Raw genomic sequence first — 15,028 nt, forward strand, 5'->3', positions numbered from 1 at the left:
CCTGCCTTCGCCTCCCCATATTGGAGGTGGGTCGGCTGCATGATTTATCGCCGGGATTTACCGGCCAGGATCAACGTGGCCCAATTTCCTATTGAATAGCGGCGCTTGAGCGACAACCCTTGCTGCCGATAGGCGCTTCTCACCATTACCTCCTGCGATCCCAAGAGGCCTGAGAGGACGAGTATGCCATTGCTGCTGAGGGCACCCGCGATATCCGGTGCCATTTTCACCAACGGCCAGGCCAGTATATTGGCGACAATCAGATCATAAGGCGCCTGCCTGTTTAATATCCGGCTGTTCAGGCCCGTTGCATGAACCGCGGTCATCAGCGGGGCAAGACGATTTTTCGCGGCATTGTCGCGAGTCACGGTGACTGCGGCGACGTCGATGTCGCTGGCAATTACCGGAATTTTCCAGGCTTTTGCTATGGCCAGCGCAAGCACACCGGAGCCACATCCCAGATCGAGCGGGTTTTTGAAATTCCGGTATTTCCGCAAGTTGTCGAGGGCGAGGAGGCAGCCGTAGGTCGTCTCATGCAGGCCCGTTCCAAAGGCGGCCCCCGCATCAATCAACATGTTATGGCGGGAGTTGGCAGGGTGCGGCGAATCATGAGATCCATGGATGTAAAACCGCCCGGCATCAACAGGCGGCAGCATCTTCTGGCTTTCACTGACCCAGTCTTTCTGCGCGAGCGGCGCAAGTTCAAAGGGCAAATCGGCAGGTAATTGATTAAGAAGGGTGGCGGAAGGTTCCTCAGAGAAGAGGATATCAAGGCGCCAGAGGGAGCCATCACTGACCGCTTCCTCCATCGAGACGGTCAGCGCGTGATCCTCATAAATATCAGCGATTTCTCCAGCCTGAACAAATGGCAGGGTGAGGGTGAGTTGCCAGAAGGCAGGATCAGGCGGCTTCGACAAAATTTTCCATCACCTTCTTGATGCCGGCTTTTTCAAACGCAATTTCCAGCTTTGGCCCGTCTTTTCGGACAATGCGGCCATAGCCGAATTTTTGATGAAAAATCCGTGTGCCGATCGCGAATCCATCTCCCTCAGTCGTTTTGCTTACTGGTTTGGTGCTGTTATCGACAAATTGCTGATTGGCGCGTGCGCGCTTTTCCAGAATTTCGGCAAGATGGGAGCTTTCAGGGTTCCGCCAGCTTGTATGGGAGAATCCTTCACTCTGGCGCGAGCTGTTATAAATCCCCTGATCGGATTGATCCTGGATATGATCCTGCGGGAGCTCATCGATAAATCGGCTGGGCAGGGAGGACTGCCATTGCCCATGGATACGGCGGTTGCTGGCATGGCTGATATAGCAGCGTTCCTTCGCGCGGGTAATGCCGACATAGGCGAGCCGCCGCTCTTCCTCGAGGGCTTTCAGGCCGTTTTCATCGAGTGCCCGTTGATGCGGGAAGAGCCCTTCCTCCCATCCGGGAAGAAACACGACGTCATATTCAAGGCCCTTGGCGGAATGTAAGGTCATCAGGCTGACCATCTCGCTCGTATTGTCCGCGTTATTCTCCATCACCAGCGAGACATGCTCCAGAAACTGGCCAAGGCTTTCATAGTCTGCGACCGCCGGGACCAGCTCTTTCAGGTTCTCCCGCTTGCCCTCGGCCTCCGGAGACTTGTCCTGCCGCCACATATCGAAATAGCCGCTCTCCTCAAGCACCGCCTCGACCAGTTCATCGGGCGGAATCAGGTCTTTTTGTGCCCGCCAATTCTCGAAGGAGGTCATCAAATCTTTAAGCGCAGCAAATGGCTTGCCTTTGAAGAGGCCTTTCTCAACCGCAATATTGGCGGCGCGGGAAAGGGAAATATTTTCTGTCCGGCCAACGTCTCGCAGCTTTTCAAGCGCTTTGGTGCCCAACCCGCGCTTTGGCAAATTGTAAATTCGCTCGAACGCCAGATCGTCATCCGGTTGATTGACCACCCGGAGATAGGCCAGCACGTCGCGGATTTCCCGCCGCTCATAGAAGCGCAGCCCGCCGATAACCCGGTATTTAATCCCCATGCTCAAAAAGCATTCTTCAAAATCGCGGGTCTGGAAGCTGGCGCGGACCAGTATCGCCATATCCTGCAGGCTTTTCCCCTTGCGTTCCAGATTCTCGATTTCATCGGCAATCCAGCGCGCTTCGTTCTGGCCGTCCCAGAGGCCGTTCAGGACAACATGATCGCCGTCATTCCCTTCCGTGAACAGTGTCTTGCCGAGCCGCCCTTCGTTATGGGCGATCAGGCCGGAGGCGGCACCCAGAATATGCGATGTGGAGCGGTAGTTCCGTTCCAGACGGACGACCTTCGCGCCCGGAAAATCATCCTCGAATTTCAGGATATTGCCGACTTCCGCCCCGCGCCAGCCATAGATCGACTGATCATCATCGCCAACACAACAAATATTGCGGTGTTTCTGCGCGAGCAGGCGGAGCAGGAGATACTGCGCCACATTCGTATCCTGATATTCGTCGACAAGGATATATTTGAAGCGGTTCTGATACAGCGCGAGGACGTCCGGATTTTTTTGAAAGAGCGTCAGGACATGAAGCAATAGATCGCCAAAATCGCAGGCATTCTGTGCGGCAAGCCGTTCCTGATAAACAGCGTACAAAGCGGCTGCCTTGCCATGGGCAAATTCAGAACTATTCGTACCCTGAACCTGATCGGCGCGCAGTCCCTTGTCTTTCCAGCGATCGATGATGGCGGCAAGCCCGCGCGGGGGCCAACGCTTTTGATCGACGCCTTCCTCGGTCATGATCTGTTTCAGCAGGCGAAGTTGATCATCGGTATCAAGGATGTTGAAATTACGATCAAGCCCGATCAGCTCCGCATGGCGTCGCAGCAGCCAGACGCCGATGGCGTGAAAGGTGCCGAGCTTGATCTCAATTGCCTCGGGGCCGATGATATTGGCCGTTCTCTCCCGCATTTCGGCGGCGGCCTTGTTGGTGAAGGTGACCGCGAGGATTTCCCAGGGGCGTACGTCGCGCAGGTTAAGGATATGCGCAAGACGGGAAATCAGCACGCGGGTCTTGCCGGTGCCAGCGCCTGCGAGCACCAGCACGGGCCCGTCCAGCGCCTCAACCGCCGCGCGCTGGCCGCTGTTCAACCCCTCAAGATAGGTAAAGTTTTGCGTCGGCGCGTGATTTGCCCCATCGTCAAAATTGCTTATGTCAAACCTGTCGTCCATTGCTAAATGATATAGCCCATGGATAGGGTTGAAGCTACTGTCGATCTGCGTCTTTATCGGAAAACTTTGTCGCGTGCGTCGTCCTGCGCAGAGAGCAGGGCGGCATTATAGCTATGCAGCAGATCCTTGTGATGGAGGATTCCGATAAGCCGCCGTTCATTCGCCCGGTTAATGACGGGAACATGGTCTATACCGGCCTTTTCAATAATCTCGATCGCGGATTTAAGGCTCGTATCGGGGAAGAGGACCGGGCCGCCTTTATGTATCAGGTCATGCGCGGTGATATTCTCCTGCGGTTCGTCTCCGAAAAGGCCGGACTTAAGATCGCTATAGTCGATCCGGCCAATAAATTCATGAGTTTCCGGCTCCACCACGACGAACTTGTCATGGTTGGTATTGCTGACAATCTTGCGAAGCTCCCGCATGGGTGTTTCTTTGGGCACCTCGATAAACTCCCGATCCATGATCCCGCGCACCTGCAGGAAACTGAGCTGACGGAGCGCGCGGCTTTCATTGACATCGACGTTGCGGTTGAGGAGCTGGGTCTGCCAGATGCTCCGCCCGTAGATATGCTTTGTGATCAGCGTCGCGACCGAGACGGCCACCATCACGGCGATGGAGATTTTATAGTCGCCGGTCAGTTCGAACACGATCAGGATCGTCGAGATCGGCGCACCCAGAACGGAGGCGGCAACGGCCGACATGCCAATGATGGCATAGAGGCCATGGCTTGCCGCCATTTCAGGAAAAGCGGTTGCTGCGATCAGGCCAAAGGCTCCACCGGTCATAGCACCGATAAAGAGCGAGGGGGAGAAGAAACCACCCCCGAACCGCGATCCGAAGGTTACGCCGACGGCAATGGTTTTCACCACGATTAGCATGAGGAGAAGGAGAAGGGGATATTGCCCCTTCAGCGCGCTGTCCGTTGCCTCATACCCGACCCCGATAATTTGCGGAAAGAACAAGGCGATGGCACCGAGAACGACACCTCCCGCCGCTGGCCTCAAAACCTCCGGTATGCGAAAGCGGTCGATTGTTCTTTCTGAAAAACCAATGCTCCAGATAAAGAGCAGGGAGACCGCCGCCGCGACGACGCCAAGGAGGGCAATCGCCGGAAACTCCCACAGAGAGACAATCTGGTAATTGGGAATGATGAAGGCCGGAAAGTCGCCAACATATATCCGGCTGATCACGGTCCCGATGACGGAGGCAATCACAATCGGCGCGAAGGCCTGGGTCGCGAGGGAGCCGACAACAACTTCCAGCGCGAAAAACATGCCAGCAATCGGCGCATTAAAGGAGGCCGCAACACCTGAGGAGACACCACAGGCGATCAGCGTCATATAATATTTTGACGGCAGGCGCAGGCGCTGGCCGAGCTGACTGGCGATCAAGGCGCAGAAATGAACGACCGGCCCCTCCCGTCCGCTGGACCCGCCGCAGCCAAGGGTGAGGGCATTGACGAACAGGCCGCCAATGCCGGGCGCTAGTTTCATTTTGCCGCGATTGACGATCACCGCCTCCATGACGTCCGCGACGCCCTGTGGGCGATAATTCGGCAGAACAAATTTCCAGAATAGCCCGATAATCAACCCGCCAATGACCGGCGCGGCCATAATCTGCCACGAGGGAAGATTTGCCGCTTGCGCGAGGATCTCCTGACTACCTACCCCATAGAACAATGTTTGAATTTCACTGATGGCGAGGCGAAATCCGACAGCACCATATCCAGCGAGAAGACCAATCGCGATGGCGCAGGCTATAAGCTTGACCGGCGTACTGCTTGTCGCGGTGAGAAGCGGGTTGAGTATTTTTTCCCCGGTTCGGGAGTTTTCAGAGACGGCCATAGTCAGCCATACGTCCAGTATATTTTTGTCTTTATTAAATAATTTATTATTCGTGACAACCAGATGTATCGCGATTGTCTTAAAGTTTCAATAAATACAGGACTTTTCAGGCTCTAGGCAGGAACTTTTCCGCCCAACCGAGCGTTTCACGGGTGCCGGACGAGGGTTTATATTCGCAGCCGATCCATCCGTCATACCCTTCCGCCTCCAGCAGATCGAAAATATAGGGGTAATTGACCTCGCCATTATCGGGTTCATACCGGTTTGGCGGATTGGCGATCTGGATATGCCGGATGAGCGGTGCGAACTTTTTATACTGCCGGACGATGTCACCATCGGTGCGCTGGACATGATATATATCGAACTGCAGGCGCAGGTTCGGGTGATCGATGTCCTCAATCAATGCCGCCGCCATGCTGGCGCTATCCAGAAAATACCCCGGCATATCCTGAATATTGATCGGCTCGATCAACGCGGTAATTCCGCTCTCTGCGCAAGCTGCGGCGGCCTTTCGAAGGTTGTTGCGATATACGGCAAGCTGGGTTTCCTCGGCAATTGTCGTATCCCGAAGCCCCGCCATCACGTGAAGGCGGGTACAGCCGAGCACATTGGCATATTCAATCGCCTGATCAAGGCTGGCCTGAAATTCAGCTTCCCGTCCGGTCAGGCTGGCAAGGCCCCGGTCTCCCTTGTCGAAATCACCCGCTGACAGGTTGAAGAGCGCCTGGATCAGGCCATTGTCATCGAGCCGTTTTTTAAGCTCCGCCGGTTCGAAATCATAAGGGAACAGATACTCCACCCCTTTGAACCCGTCAGCGGCGGCAGCGTCGAAACGATCAAGAAACGGGATGTCCTGATAGAGGAAACTGAGGTTAGCGGCGAATTTGAGGGACACTTGGCTACATCCTCTCGCGATTCTCTTCAACGATCGGCTTGACGAAGGACGGCGCCTGATCCCAGGGAAAGAGAATCCAGGGATCCTGACTGACTTTGGTGATGAAAGTATCGACCTGCTCCAGCCCTTTTGGCTTGCCATAGATTGTTGCAAAATGGGCGTTGGGGACCATCTTTCGGACATGGCGTGCGGTGATCCCGCTATCGATGAGGTCGTCGACGATGACCCAGCCTTCACCACCATCGGGCAGTTCCAGCCCCTTGATTACATCCACTTCTCCGACGGATTTATTGTCACGATAGGCCGCGATGCAGACGGTATCAATATGGCGGATATCAAGTTCCCGGGCGACAATGGCCGCAGGGACAAGGCCGCCGCGTGTCACTGCAATGACGCCTTTGAATGGCGCTTTCTCCATTAAACGCCAGGCGAGCGCCCGACCGTTTCGGTGTAATTCCTCCCAGGAAACAGGAAAATACTTTGTATAGCCTGCACCAATCGACATTGGACGTTCTCCCGTTTTTACGTTTGCAATGTTTTAAACCGGCTTTGATAAGTTTTAAAGCGTCCTTTTCACGAGGACCTCTCACGGGGTCTTTTTTCAGGAACAGAATTGCAGTAGGTTTTTATAATGGCAACAAGACCCCCGAGTGCGGCACAACTTAAATATCTTCGGCTAGGTCGGTTTCAGCCGGGGGGTAAGCTGCCGCTGTTCGATCCGAACGGACAGCAGATAAGCAAGACCGTGATTAGAAGCTGCCTGAAAAAGGGCTGGGTGCGGACCTGGTTTGATAATCCCATCAAGCCCGACTGGCTTGTCTGCAAACTGACGGAGGAGGGGGTTAAGATGGTCGATAAATACGGGGATCGCCGTTAAGTTCGGCTTCAAGTAAAGTGTGACGGGGATCGCACAACTCCGATTTCTTCCCGATAATACTTTTGATATCCGCCGTTTGGTGCCAGACTTTCCTAATCCGATTATCAGATGATGGGGGGCAGAATCATGACCGGAACCGTTAGTGAACTTATTCTCGCCGCGCTGGCTTTTCTCGCAATTCATATTGTTCCGTCGAGCGTCTTGCGCGAAAGAGTCGTGTCCCGCATCGGTGAAAAGGCCTATATGGCGGGCTTCAGCCTGCTTTCAGTTGTCGTCCTTATCTGGCTTGTTATGGCTTATCGCGCCGCGCCGTTTGGTAATATGCTCTGGGATGCCGGTAATGGCGGGCGGCATCTCGCAATGCTCTTGATGTTAATCGCTTCCATCCTGTTTTTTAGCGCGATTACCAGCCCGAACCCGACGGCGATTGGGGCCGACAAGATGCTCGGCAAGGAGAGTGCCTATAGCGGTATCAATGCCATTACCCGCCATCCCATGATGTGGAGCTTCATGCTCTGGTCCATTGCCCATATCGTGAATAATGGCGATATCACATCAATCGTCTTTTTCGGGACTTTTGGCCTGCTTGCTTTTGCAGGCACCTTTTTAATCGATGCGAAGAAGGCGCGGCAATTGAAGGACGGCTGGGGTGCGTATGAAGCGCGTACGTCGAACATCCCCTTTGCAGCCATTGTCCAAGGCCGCGCGACGCTGTCGATCACGCCGCTATGGTGGCGCATTTTAGCCGGGATTGTCTTGTTCGCGGCGCTCTATCTCCTGCATCCGCTGGCCTTTGGCGTCTCCCCCGGGCCGATATAGGCTTAATAGATGGCGCAGGTGGTATTGCCGGTGGCGTAGAGCTTGCCGTCTTCGCCGATCAATCGGGCTTCTGACGTCGCTATTTTCCGGCCCTTGTGTACGACTTCCGCTGTTGCCGTCACCTTGCCCATGCCCGGCAGCATGGCCCGCAGGTATTTGACATTGAGATCGACGGTCGTATAGCGCTCCCCGGGTTCCAAAACCGTGTGGATAGCGCAGCCAAGTGCGCTATCAAGGAGGGTTGCGGCGTATCCGCCATGGACGGTCCCGATCGGGTTTAGGTGTTTTTCCCCCGGATATCCCGTAAAAATGGCCTTGCCGAATGAAATTTCAGAGAGATCGAATTCCATCGTCCGTCCAATTGCAGGGGGAGTCCCGGCGTCGATTACGGCCTGCAATTGCTCCAGGCCGGTCATTTTCATGCGGACTTCTTCGAGTTCTTTCTTCTTGTCGAGGGCGTTCATTCACTGTTTCCCTTGCTTAAGCAATTCATTGACTGAAAGATATGGTTTTTTCTTAAAACGAAAATATGCTAAATTTGAATATACTCTATTCAAATATGTATAAATATGTCCTGGGATTATTATAGATACTTTTTGGCTGTTGCGGAAACAGGAAGTCTGTCTGCCGCCGCCCGTCAATTGTCCGTTTCCCAGCCGACGGTTGGACGGCAGATCGCCGAACTTGAAAAGCGCCTCGAAACCCGGCTGTTTGAACGGGCATCCCATGGCTATCTTCTGACGTCAGCAGGACAGCAAATCCGGGAGAAAATCAAAGCAGTTTCCGTTGACCTGGATGGCATTGCGCAGGTAATCAGCGGTTTGGACAAATCCCTTTCCGGATTGATCCGGATTTCAGCGACCGAAGGGTTCGGTAGCTATTGGTTGACCCCGAAACTCAGCCAGTTTCAGGCGCGCCATCCCAGCATCCAGTTCGATTTAATGCTCGATATCTCTGTGGTCGATTTGCGCCGCCGAGAGGCAGATGTTGCAATACGGCTGGCTAATCCGAGGGTATCCGATCTGGTCGGCCGTCAGGTCGGGCGCACCGGATTTGGGCTGTATGGCGCAAAATCCTATCTGGAAAAACGCGGGGCGCCGACATCCATGGCAGACCTTGCCAGCCATGACTTTATCGGCTGGCATTCAGGGCGGGATAGCCTGCCGTTTTCCGCAGCGCTGGAGAAGATTGCGCCGCCGGAAAATATTAAGTTCCGGTGCGATACGGTCGCGGCGCAAATTGTCGCCGTGCAAAGCGGCATCGGCCTCTTTGTCGCGCCTCATTATCTTGTGCCGCGTGATGATCAGGTTGTCCGCTTGCTGCCGGCGGAAATCGATCTGAAGTTCGATATCTGGCTGCTGACCCACCGCGATCTGGTGAACGCCGGACGGGTTCGCACCCTTCTTGATTTCCTGTATGAGCATTTCCGCAATGACCGGCATTTTCTGCTTGGGGAGGATTTACGACCCTGATTGTCGAAGCCCGTTTATATGTGATAGGATTGCCGGAACAAATCGCATTGGGAAAAGGAAAACAAGAATGAAGATACTTCCTGAAATCAAAGAGATGCATGACGAACTCACGGAATGGCGGCATCGGATTCATCAGCATCCGGAAACGGCATTCGAGGAGTACCGCACATCCGATTTTGTTGCCGAGAAGCTGGAAAGCTTTGGTATTGAAGTACATCGCGGGCTCGGGAAGACGGGTGTCGTCGGCACACTGACCCAGGGCAGCGGTAACCGTGCGATAGGTCTTCGTGCCGATATGGACGCTCTTGACTTGCAGGAACTGAACGAATTTGACCATCGCTCGCAAATTGATGGCAAAATGCATGGCTGCGGTCATGATGGTCATACGGTGATGCTGCTGGGCGCGGCAAAGCATCTCGCGCAGTCCAAAAATTTTGATGGCACCGTCCGCTTTATCTTTCAGCCGGCGGAGGAAAATGTCGCGGGCGGCAGGGTGATGATCGCGGACGGTCTCTTCGATATGTTTCCGGTCGATAGTGTCTATGGAATGCATAATATGCCAGGGCATCAGGTCGGCACCTTTGCGGTCTGTAAAGGGCCGATCATGGCGTCCGCCGATTTCTTTGAAGCCCGCATCATCGGCAATGGCGGACATGGGGCCTTTCCGCATCTCGCGACAGATCCTGTCGTCATCGCCTCGGAGATTGTGCTCGCGTGGCAGAATATTGTCAGCCGGAATGTCGACCCGCTTCAGTCCGCTGTCGTGACAGTTGCCCAGATCAACGGCGGGCATACGGGGAATGTCATCCCTGCGGATGTGGTCTTGAAGGGAACGACCCGGGCGTTTGACCCGCAAGTCCAGGATATGATTGAAAGCCGGATGCGGCAGATTGCTGTTGGTATTGCCGAAGCGCATGGTGCGAAGGCGGAATTCACCTATGACCGCCGATATGCCCCGACCATCAATACCCCGGATGAAACCGATGAGGCCATTGCCGCGGCTATCGAGCTTGTGGGTGACGCCGGCGTCAATAAGGAGGTAACGCCGGTGATGGGCGCGGAGGATTTTTCCTGGATGCTGAAGGAGCGCCCGGGCTGTTACATCATGATTGCCAATGGTTCAGGGGAGGGAAGCTGTCATGTGCATAACCCCAACTATGACTTTAACGATGAAATTCTGCCGCTTGGTGCGAACTACTGGGTCCGCCTGACGGAAAGGATTCTGACTCAGGACGCAAACTAACTATATTTATGTTCACTTTTTGCCAGATTCTCACCAATTTTTCGTGATCGTGGTTACAAAGTGACAGGAAAAGTGGTGGAATTCATCGTTTGGTAAGCTCACATTAGATACAATAAATGTTCTAAACTATGGGTTCGATGCAGACTTAAATGAGTATGAATGTGACATTTTGGGGTGTTCGGGGTTCGATTGCAACGCCGTCTGCCGATCATATGAAATATGGCGGAAACACGTCCTGTGTAGAAGTGAACGTAAATGATCGCGTTATTATTCTGGATGCAGGGACGGGTGTGCGGCTTCTTGGTGAATGCCTTATGCGCCGTAATTTAAAAGACTATCTCTTCCTGCAATCCCATACCCATTGGGACCATATCAACGGGTTTCCCTTTTTCAGCCCGATATATCGCGACGACGTTAGAATTGAGGTTATGGCCGGGCATCTAGGCGAGCTGGGCGGCATAAAGAAGGTTCTTTCCTCACAAATGTGCCAGCCGACATTTCCCGTTCCCTTTGCGGAGCTTGCCGCCAATCTGAGTTTTCACGATTTTAAGGCGGGGGATTCATTTTCGCTCGGCGATGGTATCTTTGTCCGGACCGCGCCGATGAAGCATCCGGACGGCGGCACTGGGTACCGGATTGAATTTGAAGACAAGTCGATTTGCTACATTACCGATACGGAGCATGTTATCGGTCATCCTGATCAGGATATCCTCGATCTTATCGAAGGCGCGGATCTGGTTATTTATGACTCCACATATACAGATGAGGAATATCCGACGTTCAAGGGCTGGGGGCATTCGACCTGGCAGGAGGGTGTGCGGTTATGTAAGGCGGCGCATGTCGGACAGCTGGCGATATTCCATCATGATCCGTCCCATGATGATAACTTTATGGATCAGGTCGCGAAGGACGCCTACAAGGCCTGGCCAAACGCCTTCGTTGCTCGCGAGGGGATGACGGTGGAAATCAAGGCAGAGAGTTATCCGAATAAAATATCCGTTGCCCGGTGAATGCCGGAGATTATTGATTGCCGATACTGATGGTCGAATCGAAGAAAGAGGCAATCAAACGGGATTGGCGTTCTTCTTCAAGGCAAGTTATGTAAGTCGCTTCTTTCAGGCACGTATCTTCTATCTCAATCCCATGAATACGCTCATCCCAGCGGATATCTGTTTCAGTGAAAAACGCAATGCCAAGGTCATTCGCAACCGCTTCCCGTCCGATCTCCTTGCTTTGTAGGGTGAGGATCTGATGAGCGCTAGAATTGATATACCTTGACCAGTGCCCCCGGGCTTTACTGTCAGCCTCCAGATCGGACGGCATGATTATTATCTGGCCTTTCAGCTCTTTAAGGGTCACCGTTTTCTTCTGTGACCAGGGGTGATCCTTTGAGACTGCCAGTTTCAGGGGAGTCTCCTCAATTTTCTGTCCAAACAGCCTGTTATCTTCGGGAGGTGCATGTTGTATGGCAATATCCGCACGGAAATTGAGGATTTCCTTCTCGATCTGCTGGGCCGGCATAGTCAAAAACGAAAGTCGGATATTTGGATATTTTGCTTGAAAAGTAGACAGCAACTGCAGCGCGCGAAGGGATGAGGTCGCGACGACATTCAGTTGCCCCGCCTTGAGTGAGTCGAGGGAAGCGAGGAGCATGTGGGCCTCGTTTTCCAGGCTAAATATCCGTTTGGATAGCCTCAAGAGCATTTTGCCCGAGGATGTGATCTCCGTCTTCCGTCCGTGCCGCCGGAACAGCTTCGTATTGTAGCTCTGCTCCAATGCCTGAACCTGTAGCGTGATTGCGGGCTGTGTGAGGCCCAGTATTTTTGCTGCGGATGAAAACCCGCCAGTTTCGGCCACGGCATGGAATGCCTTTAGCTGTGCATGGTTCATCGTTGTGGTTCCGGTCTATATCACGTTGTGGTATTCCACATTTTGCGCCTCTCATTGGAGTATTTAATAATTATAATTAACGCTTAAGTTATGTATAAACACTTGTCAATTGAAATAACTATAACTAATACACTATTATAGGGTATTTCATTTTGCAGGATTTACCGGTGCCTGACATCTCGCCTTCGTATTTCTCGTTTATGATGTAGTTCTTTGCATTCTTGCCTAACGATATTATAGGTTGATGCCGAATTGGTATGAAAAGGAGTAGATGTGAGTACAACGGTATATCTTGTTCGTCATGGTGAGGCCGCGGGTTCCTGGGATCAGGCTCTTGATCCGGGTCTAAGTGAAAAGGGAGTTCTTCAGGCTCGGGAGATGGCCACGCGGTTGCATGGGAAGATTGCGCCTGCAAGCCTGTACAGCAGCCCTCTTAACCGCACCCAGGAGACGGCATTGCCGCTGGCCAATTTATGGCAGGAGGGGGCGATTATCACCCCTGAGCTGTCGGAGGTGCCCTCGGCGGGGTTGGATCTCGGGAATCGGCGTGCTTGGCTGACCAAGGTGCTTGAGGGAAAATGGTCACAACAGTCGGAGCATTTGCAGGGATGGCGATCGACGATTCTCGATTTTACCCGCAAGCAGACGAAAGATGCGGTATTTGTGACCCATTTTGTCGTTATCAATGCGATCATTAGTGCCATTGAAGGAAGTGATGATGTCGTTGTCTTTCGCCCTGATCATTGCTCAATCACCAAAATCCAGTTGTCCGGCGGCGGGATGAGCATCATTGAAAAAGGTCAGGAAGCTGATACAGTCGTGAAGTAATTGCCTTTCGTACGGAGGCAGCTTGATCCTGATTTTACTGATATGGAAATGTTGGCCGTTATGACGCATATGAAATCGTTACAGCCTCAGGTAGAGGTTGGCCCCTCCATAGATGACTATCACGTTGAAGAACATATTGGGCATTTGCTGCGTCGGGCACATCAGCGTGCCAGCGCCATATTCCAGTCTTATATGGGGCATGTGCAGATCACCCCGACGCAGTTCGCCGCGCTGACCAAGCTGAGGGACGAGGGGGAGCTATCGCAAAATCACCTGGGTCGCCTGACCGCGATGGACCCGGCGACTATTCAGGGAGTGACCCGGCGCCTGATCGACCGCGGCCTTGTCCAGATACGACCGGATGAAACTGACCGCCGCCGGATGCTCCTGCGTCTGACAGAGGCCGGGGTAAGGCTGACCGAGGATATCATCCCCTATGGTTTTGATATTACAGATGACACGCTTGAACCGCTCTCTGCGGAGGAACAGGAATTGTTTCTGGCATTGCTTAAAAAAATCAGCTGATCCTGCCTTTTGGTTGCATAAGTCGTTAGGCTACGCTGATAACAAGCCCGGAGGTGTATAAGAAGATATGAACTATACCGGATACTGGCAGTTCTGGGCCTTACTGGCGGCCGTTTTCGCCGCATTGACGGCCATATTGGCGAAGGTCGGGGTGAGTGACATCAACTCAAATTTTGCGACTTTCGTGCGGACGGTTGTTATCGTCGTGGCGCTGGCCCTGTTGCTTCTTTATACGGGTGAGTTTCAACCGCTTGATAAAGTACCAAATAAGTCATTGATATTTTTAATTCTTTCCGGTCTTGCAACGGGTGCGTCCTGGCTTTGCTACTTTCGGGCCCTTCAAATCGGCAAGGCATCTCAGGTTGCGCCGATCGATAAGCTGAGTGTCGTTTTTGTTGCGATAATCGCAGCCTTGTTTCTTGGCGAAAACCTCTCAGCGCCCGCGTGGCTTGGCGTAGGCCTGATCGCGAGCGGCGCCATCCTGATCTCTGTCAGCTAGTAACGACCGGATAACATGTGTCCCAGTTTCCTTTTTGATTTCTCGCTTTCAATCCAAATAGGTATAAGCAAGCCACAAATTTCTGAAGAGGAGGGGGCGTGTCATGCATTGGGCGGTTGAGCGGATACTGATTGGGCGGCCGGACCGGCAGACGATTGCAAAATATGCAAAAAGCGGCGATCGTTATCTCGGAGCTATCCTGCTTATCTCGGCGGCGTTGCTCGGGCTTGCGATCACGCAGCCGATGATAACAAGCCAAGGGTTTGCTGGCCTGAACGGCAGTTTTTCCTTACTGAGCGGAATGGCAGCATTGCTTAAAGGCGGGCAGGGAGGGATTGCGTTGCTGATTGCGGTCCTTGCTATTCTGTTGCCGGTCGTTCTTCTTTCGACGGCGTTCGAGCTTTGGTACAAATATGAACTGACGGACGCCAAATTCCTCCGCAAGGCGGGATTGCTCCGCCAGCTTGGCCGTCTCTGGTTTTTAAGTCTCTTCGTTGTTGGGGCGATGATCTATCTCGCATCACGCGCCGATACCGGCCTTGTCCTGCATGCGGCGGTTTATTACCTCATTGTATCGCTGGCAATGCAGAAGCTCGTTGCGTCCCGTCTTCAACCGCTGATTAACGCCATTAAGTTCGTCGAGGAAGAGGAAGACTAAAAGAAAATTAAGACATTTCCTAAATAATCTTCGAAATTGCCTTATTTGCGGCCAGAAAGTTCTGTAATCCGTTCATTTTCGCGTAGGAAATTCCATTGTTGCGTTTCGTATTTACCAAGACTGCCCGCTATCCCGGGCTTGAAGTTGAACATAATCAGTTCCGGCGAAGCTTAAGAACCCTCTTCGTTAATTTAAAATATCGTGGATTCGGCCGAACAATTCTGGGTCTCCTGGCGATTGCCTGCGCGAAAGCACATTTTCCCATTTTGCAGGACTATCGCTTTTATCAGCAGAA

The 15,028-nt window shown here is 53.1% G+C and carries 16 protein-coding genes and 1 pseudogene; 9 read left to right on the plus strand and 8 right to left on the minus strand.

Features of this window, described 5'->3' with window-relative positions:
- Nucleotides 1-44: 44 nt before the first annotated feature.
- From P1U71_RS09615 to gpt, 5 genes are all read right to left on the minus strand, one after another.
- Nucleotides 45-917, minus strand: a complete 873-nt coding sequence (locus P1U71_RS09615) for a 50S ribosomal protein L11 methyltransferase (protein WP_301105376.1) — start codon at nucleotides 915-917, stop codon at nucleotides 45-47.
- Nucleotides 901-3,180, minus strand: coding sequence for an ATP-dependent helicase (locus P1U71_RS09620; RefSeq protein WP_301105377.1), 2,280 nt, complete (start codon nucleotides 3,178-3,180; stop codon nucleotides 901-903). The genes P1U71_RS09615 and P1U71_RS09620 overlap by 17 nt, the downstream gene beginning before the upstream one ends.
- Nucleotides 3,181-3,233: 53 nt before the next feature.
- Nucleotides 3,234-5,027 carry a chloride channel protein gene (locus tag P1U71_RS09625; RefSeq protein ID WP_301105378.1) on the minus strand — a complete coding sequence of 598 codons (1,794 nt, stop codon included), beginning with the start codon at nucleotides 5,025-5,027 and terminating at the stop codon, nucleotides 3,234-3,236.
- A 106-nt stretch (nucleotides 5,028-5,133) separates the two neighbouring features.
- The gene (otnI, locus tag P1U71_RS09630) at nucleotides 5,134-5,922 is read right to left on the minus strand and encodes a 2-oxo-tetronate isomerase (protein WP_301105379.1); all 789 of its coding nucleotides are present in this window, start codon (nucleotides 5,920-5,922) and stop codon (nucleotides 5,134-5,136) included.
- Nucleotides 5,923-5,926: 4 nt separating this feature from the next.
- Nucleotides 5,927-6,427 (minus strand): xanthine phosphoribosyltransferase, encoded by a 501-nt coding sequence (gene gpt, locus P1U71_RS09635; protein ID WP_301105380.1) that lies wholly within the window; start codon nucleotides 6,425-6,427, stop codon nucleotides 5,927-5,929.
- Nucleotides 6,428-6,553: 126 nt separating this feature from the next.
- Here gpt and P1U71_RS09640 point away from each other — a divergent pair, with 126 nt between their 5' ends.
- Nucleotides 6,554-6,799, plus strand: a complete 246-nt coding sequence (locus P1U71_RS09640; protein ID WP_301105381.1) for a hypothetical protein — start codon at nucleotides 6,554-6,556, stop codon at nucleotides 6,797-6,799.
- A 126-nt stretch (nucleotides 6,800-6,925) separates the two neighbouring features.
- The gene (locus P1U71_RS09645; RefSeq protein ID WP_301105382.1) at nucleotides 6,926-7,618 is read left to right on the plus strand and encodes an NnrU family protein; all 693 of its coding nucleotides are present in this window, start codon (nucleotides 6,926-6,928) and stop codon (nucleotides 7,616-7,618) included.
- Between the two features lie 2 nt (nucleotides 7,619-7,620).
- Here P1U71_RS09645 and P1U71_RS09650 read toward each other — a convergent pair whose 3' ends face one another.
- Nucleotides 7,621-8,082: a PaaI family thioesterase gene (locus P1U71_RS09650; RefSeq protein WP_301105383.1), complete on the minus strand. Its 462-nt coding sequence runs from the start codon at nucleotides 8,080-8,082 to the stop codon at nucleotides 7,621-7,623.
- 105 nt (nucleotides 8,083-8,187) lie between these two features.
- Here P1U71_RS09650 and P1U71_RS09655 point away from each other — a divergent pair, with 105 nt between their 5' ends.
- The 3 genes from P1U71_RS09655 to P1U71_RS09665 all read left to right on the plus strand — a co-directional run bounded on the left by P1U71_RS09655 (nucleotide 8,188) and on the right by P1U71_RS09665 (nucleotide 11,343).
- Entirely contained in the window at nucleotides 8,188-9,090 is a 903-nt protein-coding gene (locus P1U71_RS09655; protein ID WP_367281162.1) for a LysR family transcriptional regulator, read from the plus strand.
- Nucleotides 9,091-9,157: 67 nt separating this feature from the next.
- Nucleotides 9,158-10,333, plus strand: coding sequence for a M20 aminoacylase family protein (locus P1U71_RS09660; RefSeq protein ID WP_301105385.1), 1,176 nt, complete (start codon nucleotides 9,158-9,160; stop codon nucleotides 10,331-10,333).
- A 149-nt stretch (nucleotides 10,334-10,482) separates the two neighbouring features.
- A complete protein-coding gene (locus P1U71_RS09665; protein ID WP_301105386.1) occupies nucleotides 10,483-11,343 on the plus strand; it encodes an MBL fold metallo-hydrolase in 861 nt (286 codons plus the stop codon).
- Between the two features lie 10 nt (nucleotides 11,344-11,353).
- Here the strand turns inward: P1U71_RS09665 and P1U71_RS09670 are convergent, their stop codons facing one another.
- Both P1U71_RS09670 and P1U71_RS18025 read right to left on the minus strand, forming a co-directional pair.
- Nucleotides 11,354-11,986 (minus strand): substrate-binding domain-containing protein, encoded by a 633-nt coding sequence (locus P1U71_RS09670; protein ID WP_301105387.1) that lies wholly within the window; start codon nucleotides 11,984-11,986, stop codon nucleotides 11,354-11,356.
- Between the two features lie 66 nt (nucleotides 11,987-12,052).
- Nucleotides 12,053-12,223, minus strand: a pseudogene (locus P1U71_RS18025) (LysR family transcriptional regulator); the annotation flags it as partial.
- A 273-nt stretch (nucleotides 12,224-12,496) separates the two neighbouring features.
- On the opposite strand from P1U71_RS18025, the gene P1U71_RS09675 reads away from it, so the two are divergent.
- From P1U71_RS09675 to P1U71_RS09690, 4 genes are all read left to right on the plus strand, one after another.
- On the plus strand, nucleotides 12,497-13,051 hold the full coding sequence (locus P1U71_RS09675) for a histidine phosphatase family protein (RefSeq protein WP_301105388.1): 555 nt from the start codon (nucleotides 12,497-12,499) through the stop codon (nucleotides 13,049-13,051).
- A gap of 60 nt (nucleotides 13,052-13,111) precedes the next feature.
- A complete protein-coding gene (locus P1U71_RS09680) occupies nucleotides 13,112-13,576 on the plus strand; it encodes a MarR family transcriptional regulator (RefSeq protein WP_301105389.1) in 465 nt (154 codons plus the stop codon).
- Nucleotides 13,577-13,643: 67 nt separating this feature from the next.
- Nucleotides 13,644-14,075, plus strand: a complete 432-nt coding sequence (locus P1U71_RS09685; RefSeq protein ID WP_301105390.1) for an EamA family transporter — start codon at nucleotides 13,644-13,646, stop codon at nucleotides 14,073-14,075.
- A 103-nt stretch (nucleotides 14,076-14,178) separates the two neighbouring features.
- Nucleotides 14,179-14,733, plus strand: a complete 555-nt coding sequence (locus P1U71_RS09690) for a paraquat-inducible protein A (protein ID WP_301105391.1) — start codon at nucleotides 14,179-14,181, stop codon at nucleotides 14,731-14,733.
- Nucleotides 14,734-15,028: the final 295 nt, after the last annotated feature.

It is taken from the genome of Sneathiella sp. (assembly GCF_029233945.1).
Classification (GTDB): domain Bacteria; phylum Pseudomonadota; class Alphaproteobacteria; order Sneathiellales; family Sneathiellaceae; genus Sneathiella.

What these genes read in the sequence shown, in the direction of transcription:
- P1U71_RS09620 (WP_301105377.1), bottom strand. Translation starts at nt 3,180, where the DNA reads ATGGACGACAGGTTTGACATAAGCAATTTTGACGATGGGGCAAATCAC.
- P1U71_RS09625 (WP_301105378.1), bottom strand. Translation starts at nt 5,027, where the DNA reads ATGGCCGTCTCTGAAAACTCCCGAACCGGGGAAAAAATACTCAACCCG.
- gpt (WP_301105380.1), bottom strand. Translation starts at nt 6,427, where the DNA reads ATGTCGATTGGTGCAGGCTATACAAAGTATTTTCCTGTTTCCTGGGAG.
- P1U71_RS09640 (WP_301105381.1), top strand. Translation starts at nt 6,554, where the DNA reads ATGGCAACAAGACCCCCGAGTGCGGCACAACTTAAATATCTTCGGCTA.
- P1U71_RS09645 (WP_301105382.1), top strand. Translation starts at nt 6,926, where the DNA reads ATGACCGGAACCGTTAGTGAACTTATTCTCGCCGCGCTGGCTTTTCTC.
- P1U71_RS09650 (WP_301105383.1), bottom strand. Translation starts at nt 8,082, where the DNA reads ATGAACGCCCTCGACAAGAAGAAAGAACTCGAAGAAGTCCGCATGAAA.
- P1U71_RS09655 (WP_367281162.1), top strand. Translation starts at nt 8,188, where the DNA reads ATGTCCTGGGATTATTATAGATACTTTTTGGCTGTTGCGGAAACAGGA.
- P1U71_RS09660 (WP_301105385.1), top strand. Translation starts at nt 9,158, where the DNA reads ATGAAGATACTTCCTGAAATCAAAGAGATGCATGACGAACTCACGGAA.
- P1U71_RS09665 (WP_301105386.1), top strand. Translation starts at nt 10,483, where the DNA reads ATGAGTATGAATGTGACATTTTGGGGTGTTCGGGGTTCGATTGCAACG.
- P1U71_RS09670 (WP_301105387.1), bottom strand. Translation starts at nt 11,986, where the DNA reads ATGCTCCTCGCTTCCCTCGACTCACTCAAGGCGGGGCAACTGAATGTC.
- P1U71_RS09680 (WP_301105389.1), top strand. Translation starts at nt 13,112, where the DNA reads ATGACGCATATGAAATCGTTACAGCCTCAGGTAGAGGTTGGCCCCTCC.
- P1U71_RS09685 (WP_301105390.1), top strand. Translation starts at nt 13,644, where the DNA reads ATGAACTATACCGGATACTGGCAGTTCTGGGCCTTACTGGCGGCCGTT.
- P1U71_RS09690 (WP_301105391.1), top strand. Translation starts at nt 14,179, where the DNA reads ATGCATTGGGCGGTTGAGCGGATACTGATTGGGCGGCCGGACCGGCAG.